This window comes from Pseudomonas orientalis (assembly GCF_002934065.1).
Classification (GTDB): Bacteria; Pseudomonadota; Gammaproteobacteria; order Pseudomonadales; family Pseudomonadaceae; genus Aquipseudomonas; species Aquipseudomonas orientalis_A.
In genome coordinates, this window is record NZ_CP018049.1 from 2,972,987 (window position 1) to 2,993,520 (window position 20,534).

Consider the following 20,534-nt stretch of genomic DNA (forward strand, 5'->3'; position numbering starts at 1 on the left):
GGCGGGTGGCGCACAGGAAAGGCCTCGCACACTGCGGGCGAGGAAGTCACCAAAGATGAGGGGTGAACCGAGCTGCTTCATGGTGTCATCGGTCTCTGACGGCCAGGCTTGCGTGAGCGCAAGTCCATATTCTTGTATGCGTAAATGGATTCTACACAGCGTAACTGTATTTGTCCGTACTTTATCAAACCTCCATTGCCTTGCCGCGCGCAAAGGTTTTCATCGCCAGGCGGGCGTGTGACGTTTTACTGAGCGCCTTGTGGCAATGCCATCTATCATCGGCATAGCCCCCTTCTTTTCTGCATGGCCGCTGCTCTATGCCCCTGACCTCCAAAGGCCTACGAAGCCGAATTGCCCGTTATTTCTTCAGCACCGTCTGCGGTCTGCTCCCCGTTTTGCTGGGGGTCGTGATTCTGTATTGGCAAGCCGAGCGCACGCTTGAGCAAAGTACCGCGCAAACGGCCCGGGAAGCGGTGCGTCAATTCGACTTGATGCTCGACAACACCGCCCTCGCGGCTCAGGACCTGTTGCCGCTGGCCGGTTCGCCGTGTGACAACGCGGCGAAGCTAGCCCTGCGTGAACAGGTGACGCGCCGGCCATTCGTACGCGCCACCACCTTGTCCTGGCAGAAAAACATCTATTGCAGTTCATTATTCGGCAGTAGGTATGAGTCGCCGGTCAATCCCGAAGACTACGTCGGCGGGCGTCTTTGGTTGATGAACGGCAACCCTGTCACGCCGGATACCGCACTGCTGGTGTACCGATTGGTCGACGGCGATCGAGGTGCGTTCGCCTCGATAGACGGTTACCACCTCACCAATGCGCTACGTCTGATCAGCCGCTACGCTTCCCTGGTATTGAAGGTTGGTCCCAATTGGCTGGGCGCCGACGGCAAGGTCCATGCTGGCGCGCCACCGGAATTTGCCGTAGCGCCTCATTTCCTGGCCTCCAGCCGCTATCAATACAGCGTCGACGTGGGTATGCCCAAGGGGGAGGTCTGGCGTTACATGCAGGCGCGTTATCCGGCCGTATTCAGTCTGGTGGTTTTTTTTGGAGCGCTGGCCGGCATCCTTGCCCACTGGCTGCAGAAGCGCTCTTCAGCGCCCACCCACGAGTTGCAACGTGCCCTGGACGCCAACGAATTCATTGCGTATTTCCAACCGGTGGTGCGCGGAGATACGCGCCAATGGGCCGGCTGCGAAGTGCTGATGCGCTGGCAACACCCGAAAGAGGGCCTGGTACGACCGGATCTGTTCATTCCCCTGGCCGAACACTGCGGACTGATCGTGCCCATGACGCGCGCCCTGCTCCGCCAGACTGCCGCGCAATTGGCACCGCATGCCGAGCGCTTCAGCCCCGGCTTTCATATCGGCGTGAACATCACCGCGCGTCATTGCCAGGACCTGGAGCTGGTGGACGACTGCCGAGCATTCCTGGCGGCCTTCCCGCCCGGCCAGATCACCCTGGTACTGGAATTGACCGAGCGCGAGTTGATCGAGCCCACCGATATCACACAACGCCTGTTCGACGCGCTGCACCAACTGGGGGTGATGATCGCCATCGACGACTTCGGCACCGGGCATTCCAGCCTGGGTTATTTGCGCAACTTCAATGTGGACTACTTGAAGATTGATCAAAGCTTCGTCGCCATGATCGATGCGGATGCACTCTCACGACATATTCTGGACAGCATCATAGAACTGTCCGCCAAGCTCGATCTGGGCATCGTGGCCGAGGGCGTGGAAACCGCGCAACAGTGTGATTACCTTGTCGCAAAAGGCGTGGATTTTTTGCAAGGCTACCTGTTCGGCCGTCCGTTACCGGGTGATGAGTTCATTAAGTCGTTGTCCCGCCATTGAATAGCATCGACGGCCCCAGATGAAGGAACGTTATTTAGATAAAGGACATGATTTACTCGAAGTGGATTAACTACTACAATTTTTCGTGCCGGCGATACACTCAAAGCCAGGTGTTTCGTTGAGTTAGCTTAATCCTCTTGGCTTAAGGCTTTCTTCGCAGTAGATATCAGCTAACTACACTATTGGAGTACAGATTTTGTCCAGACTCGCCGAATTTCGCGCCGCAGAAAAAGCCCTTCAAGAGCAGCTTGCCCAGCTGGAATCCCTGAAGAACGACGCCGGGCTGAAGAAAGAAATCGAATTTGAAGAAAAACTTAAAAAACTGATGGGCAGTTACGACAAGAGCCTGCGCGACGTGATCTCCATCCTTGATCCAAACCCGGCCAGACGGGGCGTCTCACCCGCCGCCGCGCCGAAACAGCGCCGCGCTCGCGTGGTCAAGGTCTACCAGAACCCGCACACCGGCGAGCTGATCGAGACCAAAGGCGGCAACCATCGTGGCCTGAAAGCCTGGAAAGAAGAGTACGGCGCAGCCACTGTAGATTCCTGGCTTCGCGGTTGATTAACATGCGCTAATGGAAAGCCCCGCTCAGACGGGGCTTTTTCGTTTACAGGTTCGCAAACGAACTTAAATTAAAGTTCACATTCGTTCGCATACACCCATTCAAAGTGTGAGGCTGTCACGCACTGAACTGACTTCCTCCTTACTGGCCTCGTACGCTTGCGCCTGGCCTGCGTATGAAAACACGTAGGCTTTATCCGCATCCACCGCCGCCACTAGTGTCTGCGACAGCACATGCCGGCCGTTCTCGGTAATCACGCAGGTAGTTTCCAGCGCGTCAAGGCGGCTCAATGTAGCGGCGTGCATTTTGGTACACACGCTTTGATAACCGCCCTGGGCAAAATCTTTTTGAATAGACTTGCGCATCTCCAGCAAGACGCCTTGAAGATTAACCTTGTGCCCGGCCTCAATTGGCGTACCGGTCAGCTCCATCACCATCAAGGTCTGGCCATTTTCATCATTCTTGATCGCACGTTGCCGGGTCACGCTCTGGCTCTTGGCGGCGGCGTTGGCGTCGGGTTCAACCTCCTCCACCTGCCAGCCGCTGGGCCAATGAATCTTGGGGTCGGCCGCCAACGCGAGCGGGCTCGCCAGCAATAAACACAAGGTACTCAGCAGCGGCTTACGAAACTCGATCATTGCAAAAACATCCAGGGTTCCAGCACCAAAGTTTGCGGCCCCAGGCCCACAGCTCGCAAGGGCTGCGTAAGCTTTTTCATTTGGCGTGACCGTCAGGCCTTGCGTATCATGGCCCCGCTGCACGGATGCTTGCCGCAAGCCAAGGGACCGCTTTGCCCCATTTTTTCTGGAGGGCCCATGAGCCTGCACGAACTGAACACCTTTCCCGGCGTGACTGCCCAACCTGATACCGCCACCGCGAACTTCGTGTTCAACCACACCATGCTGCGGGTCAAGGACATCACCAAGTCGCTGGATTTCTACACCCGCGTACTGGGATTTTCCCTGGTTGAAAAACGCGATTTCCCGGAAGCCGAATTCAGCCTGTATTTCCTGGCTCTCGTGGACAAGGCACAGATCCCGGCTGACGCCGCCGAGCGCACCCAGTGGATGAAGTCGATCCCTGGCATCCTGGAACTGACCCACAACCACGGCACCGAAAACGATGCCGATTTCGCCTACCACAACGGCAACACCGACCCTCGTGGCTTTGGCCATATCTGCATCTCGGTGCCGGATATCGTCGCAGCGTGCGAACGCTTCGAAGCCCTGGGCTGCGATTTCCAGAAGCGCCTGAGCGATGGTCGCATGAAAAGCCTGGCCTTTATCAAGGACCCGGATGCGTACTGGGTTGAAATCATTCAGCCAGCACCGATGTAACGCCGTGTGACGCAGAGCGTCACGGTGGGCATTCCCACGCGGAGCGTGGGAACGAGAACGAGAAAACCCCATGATCACTCATGGGGTTTTTTATTTGCGCTTCGGATTTTACGCAGGGGCGGACGTGCGGATCAGGTGGTCGAACGCGCTCAGGGAAGCCTTGGCGCCCTCGCCCACGGCAATCACGATCTGCTTGTACGGCACAGTCGTCACGTCACCGGCGGCGAATACACCCGGCAATGAGGTCTCGCCACGCGCATCGACGATGATCTCGCCGCGAGGCGTCAGTTCTACAGTGCCTTTGAGCCAGTCGGTGTTGGGCAACAGACCGATTTGCACAAAGATGCCTTCCAGGTCGAGGGTCTTGAACTCGCCGCTGTCGCGATCCTTGTAGACAAGGCCGGTGACTTTCTGACCATCGCCTTTGACTTCACTGGTCAAGGCGCTGGTGATCACATCAACGTTCGGCAGGCTGTACAGCTTGCGCTGCAACACAGCGTCGGCGCGCAGTTTGTTGTCGAACTCCAGCAAGGTGACATGGCTGACGATACCGGCCAGGTCGATGGCAGCTTCGACGCCGGAGTTACCGCCACCAATCACCGCCACGCGCTTGCCCTTGAACAACGGACCATCGCAATGCGGGCAAAAGCACACGCCCTTGGCCTTGTATTCCTGCTCGCCCGGCACGCCCATTTCACGCCAGCGTGCACCGGTGGCCAGGATCACGGTCTTGGACTTGAGCGTCGCACCGCTTTCGAAGTGGATTTCGTGCAGCTCGCCGGCGCTTTTCGCCGGCACCAGGCTGCTGGCACGCTGCAGGTTCATGATGTCGACGTCGTACTGACGTACATGGGCTTCCAGGGCACTGGCCAGTTTCGGGCCTTCGGTTTCCTGGACCGAGATAAAGTTCTCGATGGACAGGGTGTCAAGCACCTGGCCACCAAAGCGCTCGGCGGCCACACCGGTGCGAATGCCTTTACGCGCCGCGTAGATCGCAGCCGATGAACCGGCCGGACCACCGCCGACGACCAATACATCAAAGGCATCCTTGGCGCTGATTTTCTCGGCGGCCTTTTCGATACCGCTGGTGTCGAGCTTGGCGAGGATTTCCTCCAGGCCCATGCGGCCCTGGCCGAAGTTCACACCGTTAAGGTAGACACTGGGCACCGCCATGATCTGGCGCTCATCGACTTCAGCCTGGAACAGCGCGCCGTCGATGGCTACGTGGCGGATGTTGGGGTTGAGCACGGCCATCAGGTTCAGCGCCTGGACCACGTCCGGGCAGTTCTGGCACGACAGCGAAAAGTAAGTCTCGAAGCTGAACTCGCCTTTCAAGGCACGGATCTGTTCAATCACTTCGACACTGGCCTTGGATGGGTGGCCACCGACTTGCAGCAGGGCCAGCACCAGGGACGTGAATTCATGGCCCATGGGGATGCCGGCGAAACGCAGGCTGATCTCGGCACCCGGGCGGTTGATGGAGAACGACGGCTTGCGCGCATCATTGCCATCGCTGTGCAGGGTAATCAGCGTGGAGAGGCTGGCTACGTCCTGCAAAAGAGCGAGCATTTCCTGGGATTTCGCGCCGTCATCGAGGGAGGCGACGATCTCGATCGGCTGGGTAACCCGCTCCAGGTATGACTTCAACTGAGTTTTAAGAGTGGCGTCCAACATACGGGCGATTTCCTTTAATTCTGGGTAAAAAAAACGCCCGAGCGAATCTCGCCCGGGCGTTTTTGAGGGCGGTTGCAGCTTACTGGGTAGGTGCGGATACCCGCCCTTGAGACTTCACAGACTTAGATCTTGCCGACCAGGTCCAGGGACGGAGCCAGGGTGGCCTCGCCTTCTTTCCACTTGGCTGGGCACACTTCGCCCGGGTGGGCAGCAACGTACTGGGCAGCCTTGATCTTGCGCAGCAGCTCAGAGGCGTCACGGCCAACGCCGCCGTCGTTCAGTTCAACGATCTTGATCTGGCCTTCCGGGTTGATCACGAAAGTACCGCGGTCTGCCAGGCCAGCTTCTTCGATCAGCACGTCGAAGTTGCGCGAGATGGTCAGGGTCGGGTCGCCGATCATGGTGTACTGGATCTTGCCGATGGCTGGCGAAGTGTTGTGCCAGGCGGCGTGGGCAAAGTGGGTGTCGGTGGACACGCTGTAGATTTCTACGCCCAGTTTCTGGAATTCGGCGTAGTTGTCAGCCAGGTCTTCCAGTTCGGTTGGGCAAACGAAGGTGAAGTCGGCTGGGTAGAAGAACACCACAGACCACTTGCCTTTCAGGTCAGCGTCGGTCACATCGAGGAAGCTGCCGTTTTTGAACGCGGTGGCTTTAAACGGTTTTACTTGGCTGTTGATGATAGGCATCGTTGACTCTCCGTCAGGTTTGTAGAAAGGCTTAATAAGTTGATGGGACGAATCCTACCCACTCTTGGCAACGATGGCTCATTGGCAAACCTGATGCTGATGATTGGGTTTCTCTATCAGATGACTGTATTAATAGAAGAAAACTCATAGCAACGGCTGGGTCGCCAAGGTCATGCCGAGAAAGGGCGTCGCTTCAACATAGCGCATGGCCGATTTCATGTCGCTCCACCCGACGTAACTCATCAACGACTTCAAATCCCATCCACTGCGATGGGCCCAGGTAGCGAAGCCGCGTCGCAGGGAATGGCTGGTGTATTGCTCGGCGGGGATGCCCGCGCGTTCCAGCGCCTGGCGCAGCAATGGAATTACGCTGTTGGGGTGCAGCCCCTCCTCCCCCAGATTGCCCCAGCGATCGATCCCGCGAAACACCGGGCCGCGCACCAATGCCGAGGCGCTCAGCCATTCACTGTAGGCCTGTACCGGGCACAGGCGCAGCAGTGCGGGTGTGTGGTAGGTCTTGCCGAGGTTGTCGCGGTCACTTTTGCTGCGCGGCAAATACAGGCTGATGACGGCCTCAGGCACTGCCTGGACATGCTCGATGCTCAAGCGACAGAGTTCATCGCTGCGAAAGCCACGCCAAAACCCCAGCAGAATCAGCGCAGTGTCGCGTTTGGCGCGTAGCAATCGAGGCCTGTCCTGATCATCGCCGGCCTCCCTGGCCTCAAGCTCAAGCGACGCCACCACCTGCTCCAGGTGCTTGAGCTGCAACGGCTCGGCCTGCCGCTCCCGCGCCGGGTGCAAGGCGCGGATGCCCTTGAGCACCTTGCGCACCACCGGTGCCTTGGTCGGATCGGCAAACCCCTGGCTGGTGTGCCACTGCGCCAGTGCAGAGAGGCGCAACTTCAGGGTGTTGACGGCCAGCACGCCCGCATGCGCGACCAGATAGCGCGCCACGCTGTCGCTGGTGGCGGGCAGGAACCCACCCCAACTGACTTCGAAATGCTCGATGGCTGCGCGATAGCTGCGGCGCGTGTTGTCGCGGGTCGCGGCGTTGAGGTAACGATCAAGATCACTCATGGCGGGGCCTATGCGTACTGCTCACGCCCATATCGGCGTTAAAAATGCTTATCACACGGGATAATACGCCAATATCCCATCTGTTAAATCATGAATTTAAAGCATTTTTTAGCTGTGATATAGTATGTAAATACATACCCTGTACCACAGTACGAAATCGAAGGAGACCCCATGGCTCGTGGTGGCATAAACAAAGCAGTCGTTCAGACGGCACGCCTGGCGATCCTCGCCCGTGGCGAAAACCCCAGCATCGACGCCGTGCGCATCGAAATGGGCAATACCGGCTCGAAAACCACCATTCACCGCTACCTCAAGGAGCTGGACGAAAGCGAAACCCGCCAGACCATTACCGAAGCCCCCATTGATGATGAGCTTGGGGAGTTGGTGGCACGGCTCGCCCAGCGCCTGAAAGAGAAGGCCCAGGAGCCCATCGACCTCGCCCTGGCGCAGTTTGAGCAGCACAAAAGCGCCCTGCTCACTCAGCTTGAAGCGTTGCAAGGAGCCCATGATCAGTTGCAACAGCAGTTCGATATCCAGGCCGCCGCCCTCGCCGAGGAAAGCGCCGCCCTGCAAACCGCCGGCACCAGCCTGCAGACCGAGCAAACGCGCAACGCCGGGCTCAGCCAGGCGTGCAGCGATTACGAATTGAGGATCAAGGACAAGGACGAGCAGATTCGCTCCCTGGAAGACAAGCACCTGCATGCCCGCGATGCCCTTGAGCATTACCGCAATGCGGTCAAGGAGCAGCGTGAACAGGAGCAGCGCCGTCATGAAGGTCAGTTGCAGCAGGTACAAGCCGAGCTGCGCCAGGCCCAGCAGAGTGCGCTGGTGCGTCAGGACGAAATCACCCAATTGCATCGAGACAACGAACGCTTGTTGATCGAACACCGGGTGACCGCGAAGGAGCTGAACGCAGTGCAGGAGCAACGGCGCAAAGACCAGGCCTTGCAACTTGAGTTGAACGAGAAGATCAGCCAGGTCGACAGCGAGCGCACACTGCTTCAGGAGCGTCTGCGGGTGGCGCTGCTGGAAAGTCAGTCACGCCAGGCAGCGCTGACTGAGCATCAGCAGGCCAACAAGGCGCTGGAGCTGGACCTTCTCAAAGCCCAGGCCAGTATTGAAGCGTTGCGCCTGGCCGCCGTCGTTGCAACGACGCCAGAGGCAACGCCCGAAGCCTGATCAGCCCGCCACAGGCGTGCGCATGGTGACGAACTCTTCGGCCGCCGTCGGATGCACGCCAATGGTCTCGTCGAAATGCTGTTTGGTCGCGCCCGCCTTGAGCGCGATCGCCAGGCCCTGCACGATTTCGCCGGCATCGGGCCCGACCATGTGGCAGCCCAGCACTTTGTCGGTGTCGGCGTCGACCACCAGCTTCATCAGGGTCTTCTCCTGGCAGTCCGTCAGGGTCAGCTTCATGGGCCGGAAGCGGCTTTCGAAGATCTGCACCTTGTGGCCGTTCTTCCTCGCCTCCTCTTCCGTAAGGCCCACCGTACCGATATTCGGCAAGCTGAACACAGCTGTCGGGATCATCGCGTAATCCACCGGACGGTACTGCTCGGGCTTGAACAGGCGACGCGCCACCGCCATGCCTTCGGCCAGGGCGACCGGCGTCAATTGGACGCGGCCGATCACATCGCCAATGGCCAGGATCGACGGCTCGCTGGTTTGATACAGCTCGTCCACGCTGACGAAGCCACGCTCATCGAGGGTGACACCGGTATTTTCCAGGCCCAGGTTGTCCAGCATCGGGCGCCGGCCGGTGGCGTAGAACACGCAGTCGGCTTCCAGCACCCGACCGTCTTTCAAGGTGGCCTTGAGACTGCCATCGGCTTGTTTGTCGATGCGTTCGATGTCGGCATTGAATTGCAGGTCCAGGCCGCGCTTGGTCAGCTCTTCCTGCAAATGCTTGCGCACCGCGCCATCGAAGCCGCGCAGGAACAGGTCGCCGCGATACAGCAACGACGTCTGCGCGCCCAAACCATGGAAAATGCCTGCGAACTCCACGGCGATATAGCCACCGCCCACCACCAGCACGCGCTTTGGCAGTTCTTTGAGAAAGAACGCTTCGTTGGAGCCAATGGCGTGCTCGCGACCTGGAATGTCCGGGATCTGCGGCCAGCCGCCCGTAGCAATCAGGACATGCTTGGCGGTGAAGCGCTCGCCATTGATCTCCACCTGATGCGGATCGACCAGGCGCGCATGCCCTTCGTGCAGGGTCACACCGCTGTTGACCAGCAGGTTGCGATAGATACCGTTGAGACGGTTGATCTCGCGGTCTTTGTTGGCGATCAGGGTCGCCCAGTCAAAATTCGCCTCACCCAACGACCAGCCAAAACCGCTGGCCTGTTCGAAGTCTTCGGCAAAATGCGCGCCGTACACCAGCAGTTTTTTCGGCACGCAGCCGACATTCACACAGGTACCACCCAGGTAGCGGCTTTCCGCCACGGCCACCTTGGCGCCAAAGCCCGCGGCAAAGCGCGCCGCGCGAACACCGCCGGAACCGGCGCCAATTACATACAGGTCAAAATCGTAGGCCATTTCATTCTCCTCGGCAGGACACCAGCATACCGACTTACATGGGGCTGAAAAACGAAAAAGCCACCCGAAGGTGGCTTTCAGTTGAAACAGATCGGCAAGCGTGAAATCAGTACGCCTTGCCAGTCTTGTAGAAGTGCTCGTAGCAGAAGTTGGTCGCCTCGATGTAGCCTTCAGCGCCGCCGCAGTCGAAACGCTGGCCCTTGAACTTGTAGGCAATCACACAGCCGTCTTTGGCCTGCTTGAGCAGCGCGTCGGTGATCTGGATCTCGCCGCCCTTGCCTGGCTCGGTTTCTTCGATCAGCTTGAAGATGTCCGGGGTCAGGATGTAGCGGCCGATGATCGCCAGGTTCGACGGTGCATCTTCCGGCGCTGGCTTCTCGACCATGTCACGTACGCGGATCAGGCCATCACCAATATCGTCGCCGGCGATCACGCCATACTTGTTGGTTTCCGCCGGGTTGACTTCCATTACCGCGACGATGGTGCAGCGGTATTTCTGGTAGAGCTTGACCATCTGGGTCAGCACACCGTCGCCTTCCAGGTTCACGCACAGGTCATCGGCCAGTACCACGGCGAACGGTTCGTCACCGATCAGCGGGCGACCGGTGAGGATGGCGTGGCCCAGGCCTTTCATCTGGGTCTGACGGGTGTAGGAGAACGAGCATTCGTCGAGCAGCTTGCGGATACCGACCAGGTATTTTTCCTTGTCGGTGCCTTTGATCTGGTTTTCCAACTCATAGCTGATGTCGAAGTGGTCTTCCAGTGCGCGCTTACCGCGGCCGGTCACGATGGAGATTTCATTCAAGCCGGCATCCAGTGCCTCTTCGACGCCGTACTGAATCAGTGGCTTGTTCACCACCGGCAGCATCTCTTTGGGCATGGCTTTGGTCGCTGGCAGGAAGCGAGTGCCGTAACCGGCTGCTGGGAACAAGCATTTCTTGATCATATGAGTCCTTACAAAGGGCTGTACGTACGGAATTCGGCGCAGTCTAATCAGGCCGCAGTCACCTTACAATGGGTCCTGCTGGCGCCGCGATGTCATCATAGAGAAAAAATGTCGGCGTAAGTTCCGCTGATCTTTCAACCGGCAGGCTGGCCGGTGCTCAAGCGTTGATTTTTCAAAAGGCCTGATCCTTTGTAGCACGCTTTTCCAAGACCGGCACCGCGCTGGAATTACTTGGGCAACGGCGGGGTATTTGCGGCTATCATTGCACCCTTGAATCAGCTTACGAGATTGCTAATTAGATGTCAGAACCAAAAGGCGTAAACGGCTACCTGATCACCCAGCGTGCGGACGGCTGGCACTTGATCAACTTCCATGGCGACAGCGTCGCAGGCGTTTTCCAGACCGAAAGCATGGCAATTGCGGTGGCCGAAGTGTTCGTGGACGAAGCCGGTCACGCGTCGAGCAAGCGGCCAAAGGGCAAGTAAGCCACGCGGCGTTGCAGCAAAAGCCCCGCAAAGCGGTAATGCTGTTCAGTTAAGCGTACATCGCCCTCTGTAGGAGCGAGCTTGCTCGCGAAAAACGTCAACGATAACGCGTGTTTCCTGATTGGACGCGGCGCCTGTGGTTTTTCGCGAGCAAGAGCTAGGCGCCCCCCCTCGCTCCTACAAAAAGCCTTAACTGAACGGCATTACCGCAAAGCGGGGCTTTTTTGTGTTTGGCTGTACCTAGATGGCAGTTCGCTATAATCTTCCGTCAACGCCCCACGACAGTGTCAGCGCTCCCCCTCAACACCTTCGAAGACAACTCTCTATGAACAAGATCCTGGCACTCACTGCGGTATTGGCGCTGGCCGGCTGCACCACCACATCCGACACTTACCTGAAAAATGGTGAACAAGGCCTGACCATCGACTGCTCCGGCGAAGCCAACTCGTGGGCCAGTTGCTACGAGAAGGCCGACGCCTCCTGCGCGGGCACCGGCTACCGTATCGTCGGTACCGACGGCACCCCTGCCCTCAAGGAAAGCGAACAGACCCTGGGCAAGGACGTGGGCAATTTCAAAAGCCGTAGCGTCCTGGTGGTATGCAAGTAAGGCGTAGCCCTACAGGTGAACTTCGGCGAACTTGATGCCCAGGCCGCGCAGGGTTTCGATCAAGTCATCCAGGCGCGGGAATGACTCGACCTCATCCTGGTCGTCCACCAGGAAGTAACTGCGGCCGTCACTTTTCTTGAAAAATACGATCCACTCGCCCAGGTCGGCAGGGTTCTGGATGACATGGGTCGCCGTGATCTGACCTTCGGCATGGCGGGCTTTGACGTGTTCTCGCTTCATAATGGGACGTTCCAGGCAGGGCGCTGCCGCTCAGACCCAGGGTTTGAGCGGCATTTCTTTAGGCAGTGGCCGACAGTCTAACGGATGCCTTGCCCGATCAACACGCCATCCACCGTCTGGCCATAGAGATTGACCCCATCATTGGCGTGAAACTTGATACGGGTATTCTCGATCGACCCCTCAACCAGTCTCGGGTCCTGAGGGCGCTCGTGGCTGTTGATGTATGCCGCAACATCCCATGCCTGCTGATCGCTCAAGCTGCCAATCTTGCCCAGCGGCATATTGTGCTTGATGAACGACGCGGCCGTGTTGATCCGGTGCATGCCAGCCCCCCAGTTGTAAGAATCCTGACCCCACAACGGCGGCATGACATACCCCTCGCCGACTTTCTGCCCCTGCCCTTGGGCACCGTGGCATATCGCGCATTGTCCTTTGTACACCTCTGCGCCTCGGGCCAGGTCGTAGCCGTTGGCGGGCTGCGCTACATCGGGATAGCCGCGCCCCGGTAGTTCGACACCCAAGGGCGCCTTGCTGGAAAGCCAGTAGGCGTATACCGACAGCGCGGTAATCTCGGGACTGTCCGCCGCCGGTGGGGTACCGCCGTTCATGCTGAACTGAAAGCAGCCCTGTAAGCGCTCGGCAAAAGTATTGACCTTGTCGTTCTTCTTGCGGTACGCCGGGTACATGGGATACGCGCCCCACAACGGCGCCGAGTTGGCCATGCGGCCTTGGTCCAGATGGCAATTGCTGCAATTGAGCCCATTGCCGACAAATTGCGGCGCCAGGCGCTTGGTGTCCACGAATAACCCGTAACCCTGCCTGACCAGCTTGCCATAGGCATTGTCCGGCAGTTCGCTTTCCTGGGGCGGTTCAAAGGCTGGGGCGCTGGGATGCTTCGCGGCCTGCAATTGGGACTGATCTTCCATGGCGATCGTTGTCGCCTGGGCGGGCAGTGCAAACAGCATTCCCATCAATATGATCGCCTTCATGGCTTGGCCTCCACAGGCAATGAGGCGAAGTAATGGGCCACGCCCTGCACCTCATCCGGCGTCAGGGCTTTGGCGATATGACCCATCAGGTCATTGGGATCGTTGCGCCGCGTGCCGTTCTGCCAGGCACTCAATTGCGCCGCCAGATAAGCAGCGGGCTGGCCGGCCAGGGGTGGGAACGCATCTCCCACGCCAACACCGGCGGGGCCGTGACAACTGACGCACGCGGGGACCTGGCGGTCCCACGCACCTTGCAGGGCCAGCTTCTGTATCGGGTTGGCAGGCATTTCGCTACGGGGTACCGCAGCGATCAGGGGGGCAGGCATCGCAGCCACCGCATCGCTCAGCGCAGCGATTTCGGCATCGGTGAGCGCGCTTGCCAACGGCTGCATGACTGGATTGCTGCGCGCCCCGTTGGCGTAGCCTGCCAATTGCCTGCGCACGTATTGGGCGGGCAGCCCCGCCAACCGGGGGAAACCCGCCGCGGCCATTCCCAGCCCATCGGCGCCATGACAGGCCACACAGGGCATCGCGCCGGGCTGCGAACCGCCCTCGGAAAAAATCTTGTTACCGTCGAGCGCGTAAGCGTTGCCCAACAGCAACCATAACGCGCCTCCCACCAGTGCTCGCTCCAGAGACATCATCACCGCTCCATGTTTATAGTTATAAGCTTAGGCAATAAATGCATAACCGCACAGATGGTAGGGGAATTAGCCTTCTGCTACAACACCAAAAAAAGCACAAAAAAAGCCCCACCCTGTAGGAGCGGACAGACGCGTTCCTACAGGGTGGGGCTTTATCGGATTCAGTTCGTGGTAATACGCCCTGGCTTAACCGGAAATGCAATCCTCCCCGGCTTTCTTCACATCGCCCGGCCGAATCGGCACGTTGGACATGCTTTCATAGAGCTTGATGCTGCTGCCGCTGGAGCGGTCCTCGATTTCGAAAATCGCTGACGGATCGGCCGAGAACTTCTGCGGCACGATCACCTGAATACCTTCCTTATGGGGTTCGATCTGTGGCGGACGACGCGTCGCCTCCAACTTGCGTACCACGCACGCCGCATATTCCTGCGGTTTTTTCCCGGAAATGACCACCAATGTGGGTGGGGTCTGCTTGATATCGGCAACCGAAGCACACCCACCTATTGCCAAAGCCAGCACCAACACACTCCACTTCATACTAAAACCTCCGATAAAGACCCTACGACAGCGGGCATAGGGAATTTCTCCCGCGAATGTAGGATTTATCTCTGAAAACTCGGTAAATAACTGTTTTAAATTGTCGAAGTCGTCGACGACGGCCCGATAATAAACGCGCTGGGGCTGATAAACTCCATCTTAACCTACGTATCGTTCTGATTTTTCAGAAAAAGCCCTTTTGGAGACACCCATGAAATTCATCCATCAGCGTGAGCACCTTAACGAGGGAGACATTGTCGTCATCGAATGCTCGCAGACCTGTAATATTCGTCTGATGAGCGACGCGAATTTTCGCAGTTTCAAGAACGGTGGCCGCCATACCTACCACGGTGGCGCGTTCGACAAATTCCCGGCGAAAATCACCGCACCCAGCACCGGGTTCTGGAACATTACCCTGGATGTGGTTACGCGCCGCGCCATCAGCGTTACCCGCAAGCCGGCGCTGTCCCACAAGATTCGCATCGTTCGTCGCACCAGCACCAAGCTGAGCTGACCTGAACACCGTAAGGAAAAAAGCTGTGAACACCACCAAATACGTCATCAAGTACAAGCTCAACGGCGAACGTCGCTTCGAATTTGCCCAACTGACCAGCAACAGCGTCGAGGAGGCCCGGCAAGCCCTGGCGAAAATCCACGATGCCAGCGACGAGATTACTGACATCAACGTGAGCAAGGCGCTGTAAGCCATGGCCGGGCCTACCGCTGACCTGTTCGCCGATGAGGCCTTGCAGCAACCTGCAAGGCGCGAACAGATTGGCGAAGAGTCTTACGTCCTGGGAGGTTACGCCCTGCCCTGGATTGAGCGTTTATTGCCCGAATTGCGGCGTGTCCTGGCCCAGTCGCCGTTTCGGCAAATGGTCACGCCCGGCGGCTTTACCATGTCGGCCGCGCTGAGCAGTTGTGGCGCGCTGGGCTGGACCACCGACACGCGCGGCTACCGCTACAGCGCCCTCGACCCGCGCAGCCAGCAACCCTGGCCGGCAATGCCCGACGCGCTGCGCGAATTGGCCATCTCGGCAGCAAACGCGGCGGGTTTCAGCGATTTCTCGCCGGATGCCTGCCTGATCAACCGCTACGTACCCGGCGCCAAAATGTCGCTCCATCAGGACAAGAACGAGCGGCGCTATGACGCGCCAGTGGTGTCGGTGTCCCTCGGCCTGCCGGCGATTTTCCTGTTCGGCGGCCATCAGCGCAGTGACAAGACGCAAAAAGTCTCGCTGTTCCACGGTGATGTGGTGGTCTGGGGCGGTGTCGATCGCCTGCGCTATCATGGGGTAATGCCAATCCGCGAAGGCGTGCACCCGATCATGGGAGCGCAACGCATCAACCTGACCTTTCGCACCGCCGGCTGATTTGACCGCAAGCTTCGGAGTGTCGAGCGCGAACCGCAGGGTTAATCTGCCGATCACCCCACCAGAGTGCAGGCCATGAACAACCCACAGGACCCACGCTGGGCCGCCATCGTTGCCCGCGACGCCAAGGCCGATGGACTGTTTGTCTACGGTGTGAAAACCACCGGCGTGTACTGCCGCCCCAGCAGCGCCTCACGGTTGCCGCGTCCGGAAAATATCGAATTCTTCGACACCCCCGCACAAGCCGAAGCCGCCGGTTATCGTCCCAGCCGCCGCGCCGCCGGCGACCAGACTCAACTGGCCGCCCACCATGCAAAGCTGGTTGCCGACGCGTGTCGCCAGATAGAACAGGCCGAAACGCCGCCCAGCCTGGAGGCCCTCGCCCGCCAGGCCGGCTTGAGTTCGTTCCATTTCCATCGCGTGTTCAAAGCCGTCACCGGCCTCACCCCCAAGGGCTACGCCGGTGCCCTGCGCTCGCGCAAGGTGCGTGATGGGCTCAAGGCGCAGCAGTCGGTCACCGATACGCTGTACGACGCCGGCTTCAATTCCAACAGCCGCTTTTACGCGGCGGCTGACCAGGTGCTGGGCATGAAGCCACGGGAGTACAAAGCCGGCGGTGCCAACAACCTGATTCGCTTTGCCGTGGGCCAATGCTCGCTGGGGGCGATTCTGGTGGCGCAGAGTCAACGCGGTGTGTGTGCGATTTTGCTGGGTGACGATCCGGAAACGCTGGTGCGCGACCTGCAGGACCAATTCCCCAACGCCGAACTGGTCGGCGCGGATCGGGATTTCGAACACTTGATCGCCCAGGTCGTGGGCTTTATCGAAGCGCCCGCCCTGGGCCTGGACCTGCCGCTGGATCTACGCGGCACGGCCTTCCAGGAACGGGTTTGGCAGGCGCTGCGCGATATTCCGGTGGGCAGCACGGCCAGCTACGCGCAGATTGCCCAGCGTATCGGCGCGCCGACGGCATTTCGCGCAGTGGCCCAGGCCTGTGGCGCCAACCACCTGGCAGTGGCGATCCCCTGCCATCGCGTGGTGCGCAGCGACGGCGCGCTGTCCGGCTACCGCTGGGGCGTAGAGCGCAAGCGCACGCTGCTGGCGCGGGAAACCTCGGACTGACCCGGCTGCATAAAGCACTGCCCTCGTCCAGTGAATAAAACAGAGTGGCCGGGTGCCAAGGGGCCTGCTAAAACAGCGAAAAGCCTCACTGACGCTGGAGACGCACCCCATGAGCACCTGGCCAGACACGCGCATTCTCGACCTGCTGGGCATCGAACTGCCCATCATCCAGGCCCCCATGGCGGGCGCGACCACCACCGCCATGGTGATTGCCGCCAGCCAGGCCGGCGCACTGGGCTCCATGCCTGCCGCTGCGCTGAGCATCGAGCAACTGCGTGAGGCGTTGACTGCCATTCGCCAGGCCGGCACCCGCCCGGTCAATGTCAACTTCTTCTGCCACCAGGCGCCCGCAGCGAACGAGGAACACGAGCGGCGCTGGAAAGCGCTGCTGGAGCCCTACTACCGCGAGCTGAGCGCCGATTTTGATGCACCAACCCCGGTCTCCAATCGTGCGCCCTTCAATGAAGCGGCGTGTGAGGTGATCGAAACCTTTCGCCCCGAAGTCGTCAGCTTTCACTTTGGCCTGCCGGAAAAAGCCTTGCTGGACCGGGTAAAAGCCACCGGTGCCAAGGTGCTTTCATCGGCGACGACGGTTGAGGAAGCGATCTGGCTTGAACAGCACGGCTGTGATGCGATTATCGCAATGGGCATTGAGGCCGGCGGGCACCGCGGTATGTTTCTCAGTGACGACCTCAACAGCCAGATTGGCTTGATGGCGCTGCTGCCGCAGGTCGTCGACGCCGTCAGCGTGCCGGTGATAGCAGCCGGTGGTGTCGCGGATTCGCGCGGGATGCTCGCGGCCTTTGCCCTGGGCGCCTCGGCGGTGCAGCTCGGTACGGCGTACCTGTTCACCCCCGAAGCCAGCGTCAGCGCTTCCCATCATTATGCCCTGCGGCATGCCCAGGCCAGCGAAACAGCCCTCACCAATCTGTTCACCGGTCGCCCGGCGCGGGGCATAGTCAACCGTGTGGTGCGCGAGTTGGGCGCGATCAACCCCGCCGCACCGGCATTTCCACGGGCCGGTGGTGCATTGATGCCACTGAAGGCCAGGGACGAAGCGGGTTTCAGCAACCTGTGGGCAGGCCAGGCTTTGCGTCTGGGTAACGAACGTTCAACTTACGACCTGACTCGCCAACTGGCTGAGCAGACATTGGCCAAACTGCGCTAGCCCCCCCGGACACCTTGAGTAACTTCGCACTGTACCCGCACCTGCTAACCGCTATATATTCTCGTACATAGCGGCAATCGGCCGTACACCTTCAAGGAGTTGCTTCATGATGATCCGCGCCGCGCGCCTGGTCCCCCTGCTTGCCGTCTTCGCCCTGGGTTCGGCGCAGGCCGATGAGGTACAGGTGGCCGTCGCCGCCAACTTTACCGCGCCGATCCAGGCGATTGCCGCCGACTTCGAGAAAGACACCGGTCACAAGCTGGTCGCGTCCTTTGGCGCCACCGGGCAGTTCTATACCCAGATCAAGAATGGCGCGCCGTTCCAGGTGTTCCTCAGTGCCGACGACACCACCCCGCAAAAACTCGAGACCGAAGGCGATACTGTCAAGGGCTCGCGCTTTACCTACGCGGTCGGCACCCTGGCCCTGTGGTCGGTGAAAGAAGGCTACGTGGATGCCCAGGGTGAAGTGCTCAAGCACAATGCGTTCAAGCACCTGTCCATCGCCAACCCGAAAGCCGCGCCTTACGGCCTGGCCGCCACTCAAGTGCTGGCCAAAGAAGGCTTGACCGACCAGGTCAGGGACAAGATCGTCGAAGGCCAGAACATCACCCAGGCCTATCAGTTCGTGTCCACCGGCAACGCCGAGTTGGGATTCGTGGCGCTGTCGCAGATTTACAAGAACGGTAAAGTTTCCAGCGGTTCGGCGTGGATCGTGCCGTCGTCCCTGCATGACCCGATCAAACAAGACGCGGTGATCCTCACCAAAGGCAAGGACAGCGCCGCCGCCAAGGCTCTGGTCGATTATTTGAAAGGCCCGAAGGCCGCTGCGGTAATCAAGTCTTACGGTTATGAACTGTAAATGCCGCTCACGAATGCTGATTTTTCCGCGATCTGGTTGACGGTCAAACTGGCCTCGCTGACCACGGTGATCCTGCTGCTGATCGGTACACCAATCGCCCTGTGGCTGTCGCGCACCCGTTCCTGGTGGCGCGGGCCCGTCGGTGCAGTCGTCGCGCTGCCGTTGGTGCTGCCGCCGACGGTCATCGGCTTCTATCTGCTGTTGACCATGGGGCCCAATGGCTACGTCGGCCAATTCACCCAGTGGCTGGGCCTGGGCACTCTGACTTTCAGCTTCGCCGGGCTGGTGATCGGCTCGGTGATCTACTCCATGCCCTTCGTGGTGCAACCGTTGCAAAACGCGTTCTCGGCCATCGGCACGCGCCCGCTGGAAGTGGCGGCGACCTTGCGTGCGGGCCCGTGGGATACGTTTTTCACGGTGATCCTGCCGTTGGCTCGACCGGGCTTCATTACCGCGTCGATTCTCGGCTTCGCCCATACCGTCGGCGAGTTCGGCGTGGTGCTGATGATCGGCGGCAATATCCCGGACAAGACCCGGGTGGTCTCGGTGCAGATCTACGACCACGTCGAAGCCATGGAATATGCCCAGGCCCACTGGCTGGCCGGGGCGATGGTGGTGTTCGCGTTCCTTGTATTGCTGGCGCTCTACTCCAGCCGTAAAACCAAAATGGGCTGGAGCTGATCGCGATGATTGAGGTACGCCTGCACCTGAAGTACACAGGCTTCGCGCTGGACGTGGAGCTGCAATTGCCGGGCCGTGGCGTCACCGCCCTTTTCGGCCCTTCCGGCTCCGGCAAGACCACCTGCCTGCGCTGTATCGCCGGCCTGGAGCGCGCCGATGAGGGAGTTGTGCAGGTCAACGACGAGGTTTGGCAAGACAGCCGTAACGGGCTGTTCGTGCCGCCGCACAAACGCGCCCTGGGCTACGTTTTTCAGGAGGCGAGCCTGTTTCCCCATCTGTCGGTGCAGGCCAATCTGGCGTTCGGCCTCAAGCGCATCCCACGTGCGCAGCGGCGCGTGGAAATGGCCCAGGCCACTGAGCTGCTGGGTATCGCTCACTTGCTGGAGCGGGACCCGCAGCACTTGTCCGGTGGTGAACGCCAGCGCGTCGGCATCGCCCGCGCCCTGCTCACCAGTCCCCGCTTGCTGCTGATGGATGAACCCTTGGCGGCCCTCGACAGCCAGCGCAAAAACGAAATCCTGCCTTACCTCGAACGCCTGCACGACGAACTGGATATCCCGGTGCTGTACGTCAGCCATGCCCAGGACGAAGTGGCGCGCCTGGCCGATCACCTCGTCCTGCTCGGCGACGGCAAGGCCCTGGCCAGCGGCCCCATCGGCGAAACCCTGGCGCGGCTCGACCTGCCGCTGGCGCGGGGCGACGATGCCGGTGTGGTCGTCACTGGCCGTGTGATTGCCTATGACGAGCACTATCAGTTGCTCACCCTGCAACTGCCCGATTGCCTCTCGCAGATACGCGTAGCCCATACGCCGATGGCCCTGGGCAAACAGCTGCGGGTGAAGATTCAGGCACGGGACGTAAGCCTCAGCCACCAGGCGCACACGCACAGCAGCATCCTCAATCGCCTGCCGGTGACGGTCATCCAGGACGTCGCAGCGGATAACAGCGCCCATGCACTGGTGCGCCTGGATGCCGCCGGCACACCGTTGCTGGCGCGCATCACGCGGTTCTCGCGTGACCAGCTGGATGTGCAGCCGGGGCAAGTGCTGTGGGCGCACATCAAGGCGGTGGCGGTGCTCGCCTAAACCATTTGGCACGACCGCAGGGCGACGCGGTCAATCAGACATACCGGCCTGATCCGTTGCCAAG

24 protein-coding genes are annotated in these 20,534 nt (G+C 59.8%); 14 read left to right on the top strand and 10 right to left on the bottom strand.

Features of this window, described 5'->3' with window-relative positions; translation table 11 throughout:
- The first annotated feature begins 317 nt into the window (after positions 1-317).
- Positions 318-1,859 carry an EAL domain-containing protein gene (locus BOP93_RS13135; protein ID WP_104502971.1) on the top strand — a complete coding sequence of 514 codons (1,542 nt, stop codon included), beginning with the start codon at positions 318-320 and terminating at the stop codon, positions 1,857-1,859.
- A 196-nt stretch (positions 1,860-2,055) separates the two neighbouring features.
- Entirely contained in the window at positions 2,056-2,421 is a 366-nt protein-coding gene (locus BOP93_RS13140; RefSeq protein WP_104502972.1) for a histone-like nucleoid-structuring protein, MvaT/MvaU family, read from the top strand.
- Positions 2,422-2,523: 102 nt separating this feature from the next.
- Here the strand turns inward: BOP93_RS13140 and BOP93_RS13145 are convergent, their stop codons facing one another.
- Positions 2,524-3,060 (bottom strand): DUF4946 domain-containing protein, encoded by a 537-nt coding sequence (locus BOP93_RS13145; RefSeq protein WP_104502973.1) that lies wholly within the window; start codon positions 3,058-3,060, stop codon positions 2,524-2,526.
- A 177-nt stretch (positions 3,061-3,237) separates the two neighbouring features.
- On the opposite strand from BOP93_RS13145, the gene gloA reads away from it, so the two are divergent.
- Positions 3,238-3,759 carry a lactoylglutathione lyase gene (gene gloA / locus BOP93_RS13150; protein ID WP_065892185.1) on the top strand — a complete coding sequence of 174 codons (522 nt, stop codon included), beginning with the start codon at positions 3,238-3,240 and terminating at the stop codon, positions 3,757-3,759.
- Positions 3,760-3,867: 108 nt separating this feature from the next.
- Here the strand turns inward: gloA and ahpF are convergent, their stop codons facing one another.
- The 3 genes from ahpF to BOP93_RS13165 all read right to left on the bottom strand — a co-directional run bounded on the left by ahpF (position 3,868) and on the right by BOP93_RS13165 (position 7,196).
- A complete protein-coding gene (gene ahpF, locus BOP93_RS13155) occupies positions 3,868-5,433 on the bottom strand; it encodes an alkyl hydroperoxide reductase subunit F (protein ID WP_104502974.1) in 1,566 nt (521 codons plus the stop codon).
- A 122-nt stretch (positions 5,434-5,555) separates the two neighbouring features.
- Positions 5,556-6,119 carry an alkyl hydroperoxide reductase subunit C gene (gene ahpC / locus BOP93_RS13160; protein ID WP_005788226.1) on the bottom strand — a complete coding sequence of 188 codons (564 nt, stop codon included), beginning with the start codon at positions 6,117-6,119 and terminating at the stop codon, positions 5,556-5,558.
- A gap of 144 nt (positions 6,120-6,263) precedes the next feature.
- Positions 6,264-7,196 carry a site-specific integrase gene (locus BOP93_RS13165; protein ID WP_104502975.1) on the bottom strand — a complete coding sequence of 311 codons (933 nt, stop codon included), beginning with the start codon at positions 7,194-7,196 and terminating at the stop codon, positions 6,264-6,266.
- A 171-nt stretch (positions 7,197-7,367) separates the two neighbouring features.
- Between BOP93_RS13165 and BOP93_RS13170 the strand changes: the two genes are divergently transcribed.
- Positions 7,368-8,375, top strand: a complete 1,008-nt coding sequence (locus tag BOP93_RS13170; protein ID WP_104502976.1) for a DNA-binding protein — start codon at positions 7,368-7,370, stop codon at positions 8,373-8,375.
- Here BOP93_RS13170 and gorA read toward each other — a convergent pair whose 3' ends face one another.
- Positions 8,376-9,734: a glutathione-disulfide reductase gene (gorA, locus tag BOP93_RS13175; protein WP_104502977.1), complete on the bottom strand. Its 1,359-nt coding sequence runs from the start codon at positions 9,732-9,734 to the stop codon at positions 8,376-8,378.
- A gap of 106 nt (positions 9,735-9,840) precedes the next feature.
- Complete coding sequence (gene galU, locus BOP93_RS13180) at positions 9,841-10,680, bottom strand: UTP--glucose-1-phosphate uridylyltransferase GalU (protein ID WP_003230743.1); 840 nt, start codon at positions 10,678-10,680, stop codon at positions 9,841-9,843.
- A gap of 299 nt (positions 10,681-10,979) precedes the next feature.
- Between galU and BOP93_RS13185 the strand changes: the two genes are divergently transcribed.
- Both BOP93_RS13185 and BOP93_RS13190 read left to right on the top strand, forming a co-directional pair.
- A complete protein-coding gene (locus tag BOP93_RS13185; protein ID WP_104502978.1) occupies positions 10,980-11,165 on the top strand; it encodes a hypothetical protein in 186 nt (61 codons plus the stop codon).
- 325 nt (positions 11,166-11,490) lie between these two features.
- On the top strand, positions 11,491-11,772 hold the full coding sequence (locus BOP93_RS13190; protein WP_057722340.1) for a hypothetical protein: 282 nt from the start codon (positions 11,491-11,493) through the stop codon (positions 11,770-11,772).
- Positions 11,773-11,781: 9 nt separating this feature from the next.
- On the opposite strand, the gene BOP93_RS13195 is transcribed toward BOP93_RS13190, so the two are convergent.
- The 4 genes from BOP93_RS13195 to BOP93_RS13210 form a co-directional block, all read right to left on the bottom strand.
- On the bottom strand, positions 11,782-12,012 hold the full coding sequence (locus tag BOP93_RS13195; RefSeq protein ID WP_065885677.1) for a hypothetical protein: 231 nt from the start codon (positions 12,010-12,012) through the stop codon (positions 11,782-11,784).
- 77 nt (positions 12,013-12,089) lie between these two features.
- A complete protein-coding gene (locus BOP93_RS13200) occupies positions 12,090-13,001 on the bottom strand; it encodes a c-type cytochrome (RefSeq protein WP_104502979.1) in 912 nt (303 codons plus the stop codon).
- Positions 12,998-13,645: a c-type cytochrome gene (locus BOP93_RS13205; RefSeq protein WP_104502980.1), complete on the bottom strand. Its 648-nt coding sequence runs from the start codon at positions 13,643-13,645 to the stop codon at positions 12,998-13,000. Before BOP93_RS13205 ends, BOP93_RS13200 begins: the two co-directional genes overlap by 4 nt.
- A gap of 186 nt (positions 13,646-13,831) precedes the next feature.
- Positions 13,832-14,182 carry a hypothetical protein gene (locus BOP93_RS13210; RefSeq protein ID WP_057722336.1) on the bottom strand — a complete coding sequence of 117 codons (351 nt, stop codon included), beginning with the start codon at positions 14,180-14,182 and terminating at the stop codon, positions 13,832-13,834.
- Between the two features lie 211 nt (positions 14,183-14,393).
- Here BOP93_RS13210 and BOP93_RS13215 point away from each other — a divergent pair, with 211 nt between their 5' ends.
- The 8 genes from BOP93_RS13215 (at position 14,394) to modC (ending at position 20,470) form a co-directional block, all read left to right on the top strand.
- The gene (locus BOP93_RS13215) at positions 14,394-14,696 is read left to right on the top strand and encodes a DUF1883 domain-containing protein (RefSeq protein ID WP_003173824.1); all 303 of its coding nucleotides are present in this window, start codon (positions 14,394-14,396) and stop codon (positions 14,694-14,696) included.
- Between the two features lie 25 nt (positions 14,697-14,721).
- Positions 14,722-14,886, top strand: a complete 165-nt coding sequence (locus BOP93_RS27620) for a hypothetical protein (RefSeq protein ID WP_163001619.1) — start codon at positions 14,722-14,724, stop codon at positions 14,884-14,886.
- A gap of 3 nt (positions 14,887-14,889) precedes the next feature.
- Entirely contained in the window at positions 14,890-15,555 is a 666-nt protein-coding gene (gene alkB, locus BOP93_RS13220; protein WP_104502981.1) for a DNA oxidative demethylase AlkB, read from the top strand.
- A 75-nt stretch (positions 15,556-15,630) separates the two neighbouring features.
- Positions 15,631-16,677 carry a bifunctional DNA-binding transcriptional regulator/O6-methylguanine-DNA methyltransferase Ada gene (gene ada, locus BOP93_RS13225; RefSeq protein ID WP_104502982.1) on the top strand — a complete coding sequence of 349 codons (1,047 nt, stop codon included), beginning with the start codon at positions 15,631-15,633 and terminating at the stop codon, positions 16,675-16,677.
- 109 nt (positions 16,678-16,786) lie between these two features.
- Positions 16,787-17,845, top strand: coding sequence for an NAD(P)H-dependent flavin oxidoreductase (locus BOP93_RS13230; protein ID WP_104502983.1), 1,059 nt, complete (start codon positions 16,787-16,789; stop codon positions 17,843-17,845).
- Positions 17,846-17,951: 106 nt separating this feature from the next.
- A complete protein-coding gene (gene modA, locus BOP93_RS13235) occupies positions 17,952-18,704 on the top strand; it encodes a molybdate ABC transporter substrate-binding protein (protein ID WP_104502984.1) in 753 nt (250 codons plus the stop codon).
- A complete protein-coding gene (gene modB / locus BOP93_RS13240) occupies positions 18,705-19,385 on the top strand; it encodes a molybdate ABC transporter permease subunit (RefSeq protein WP_104502985.1) in 681 nt (226 codons plus the stop codon). It abuts the gene before it with no gap.
- 5 nt (positions 19,386-19,390) lie between these two features.
- A complete protein-coding gene (modC, locus tag BOP93_RS13245) occupies positions 19,391-20,470 on the top strand; it encodes a molybdenum ABC transporter ATP-binding protein (protein WP_104502986.1) in 1,080 nt (359 codons plus the stop codon).
- Positions 20,471-20,534 lie beyond the last annotated feature (64 nt).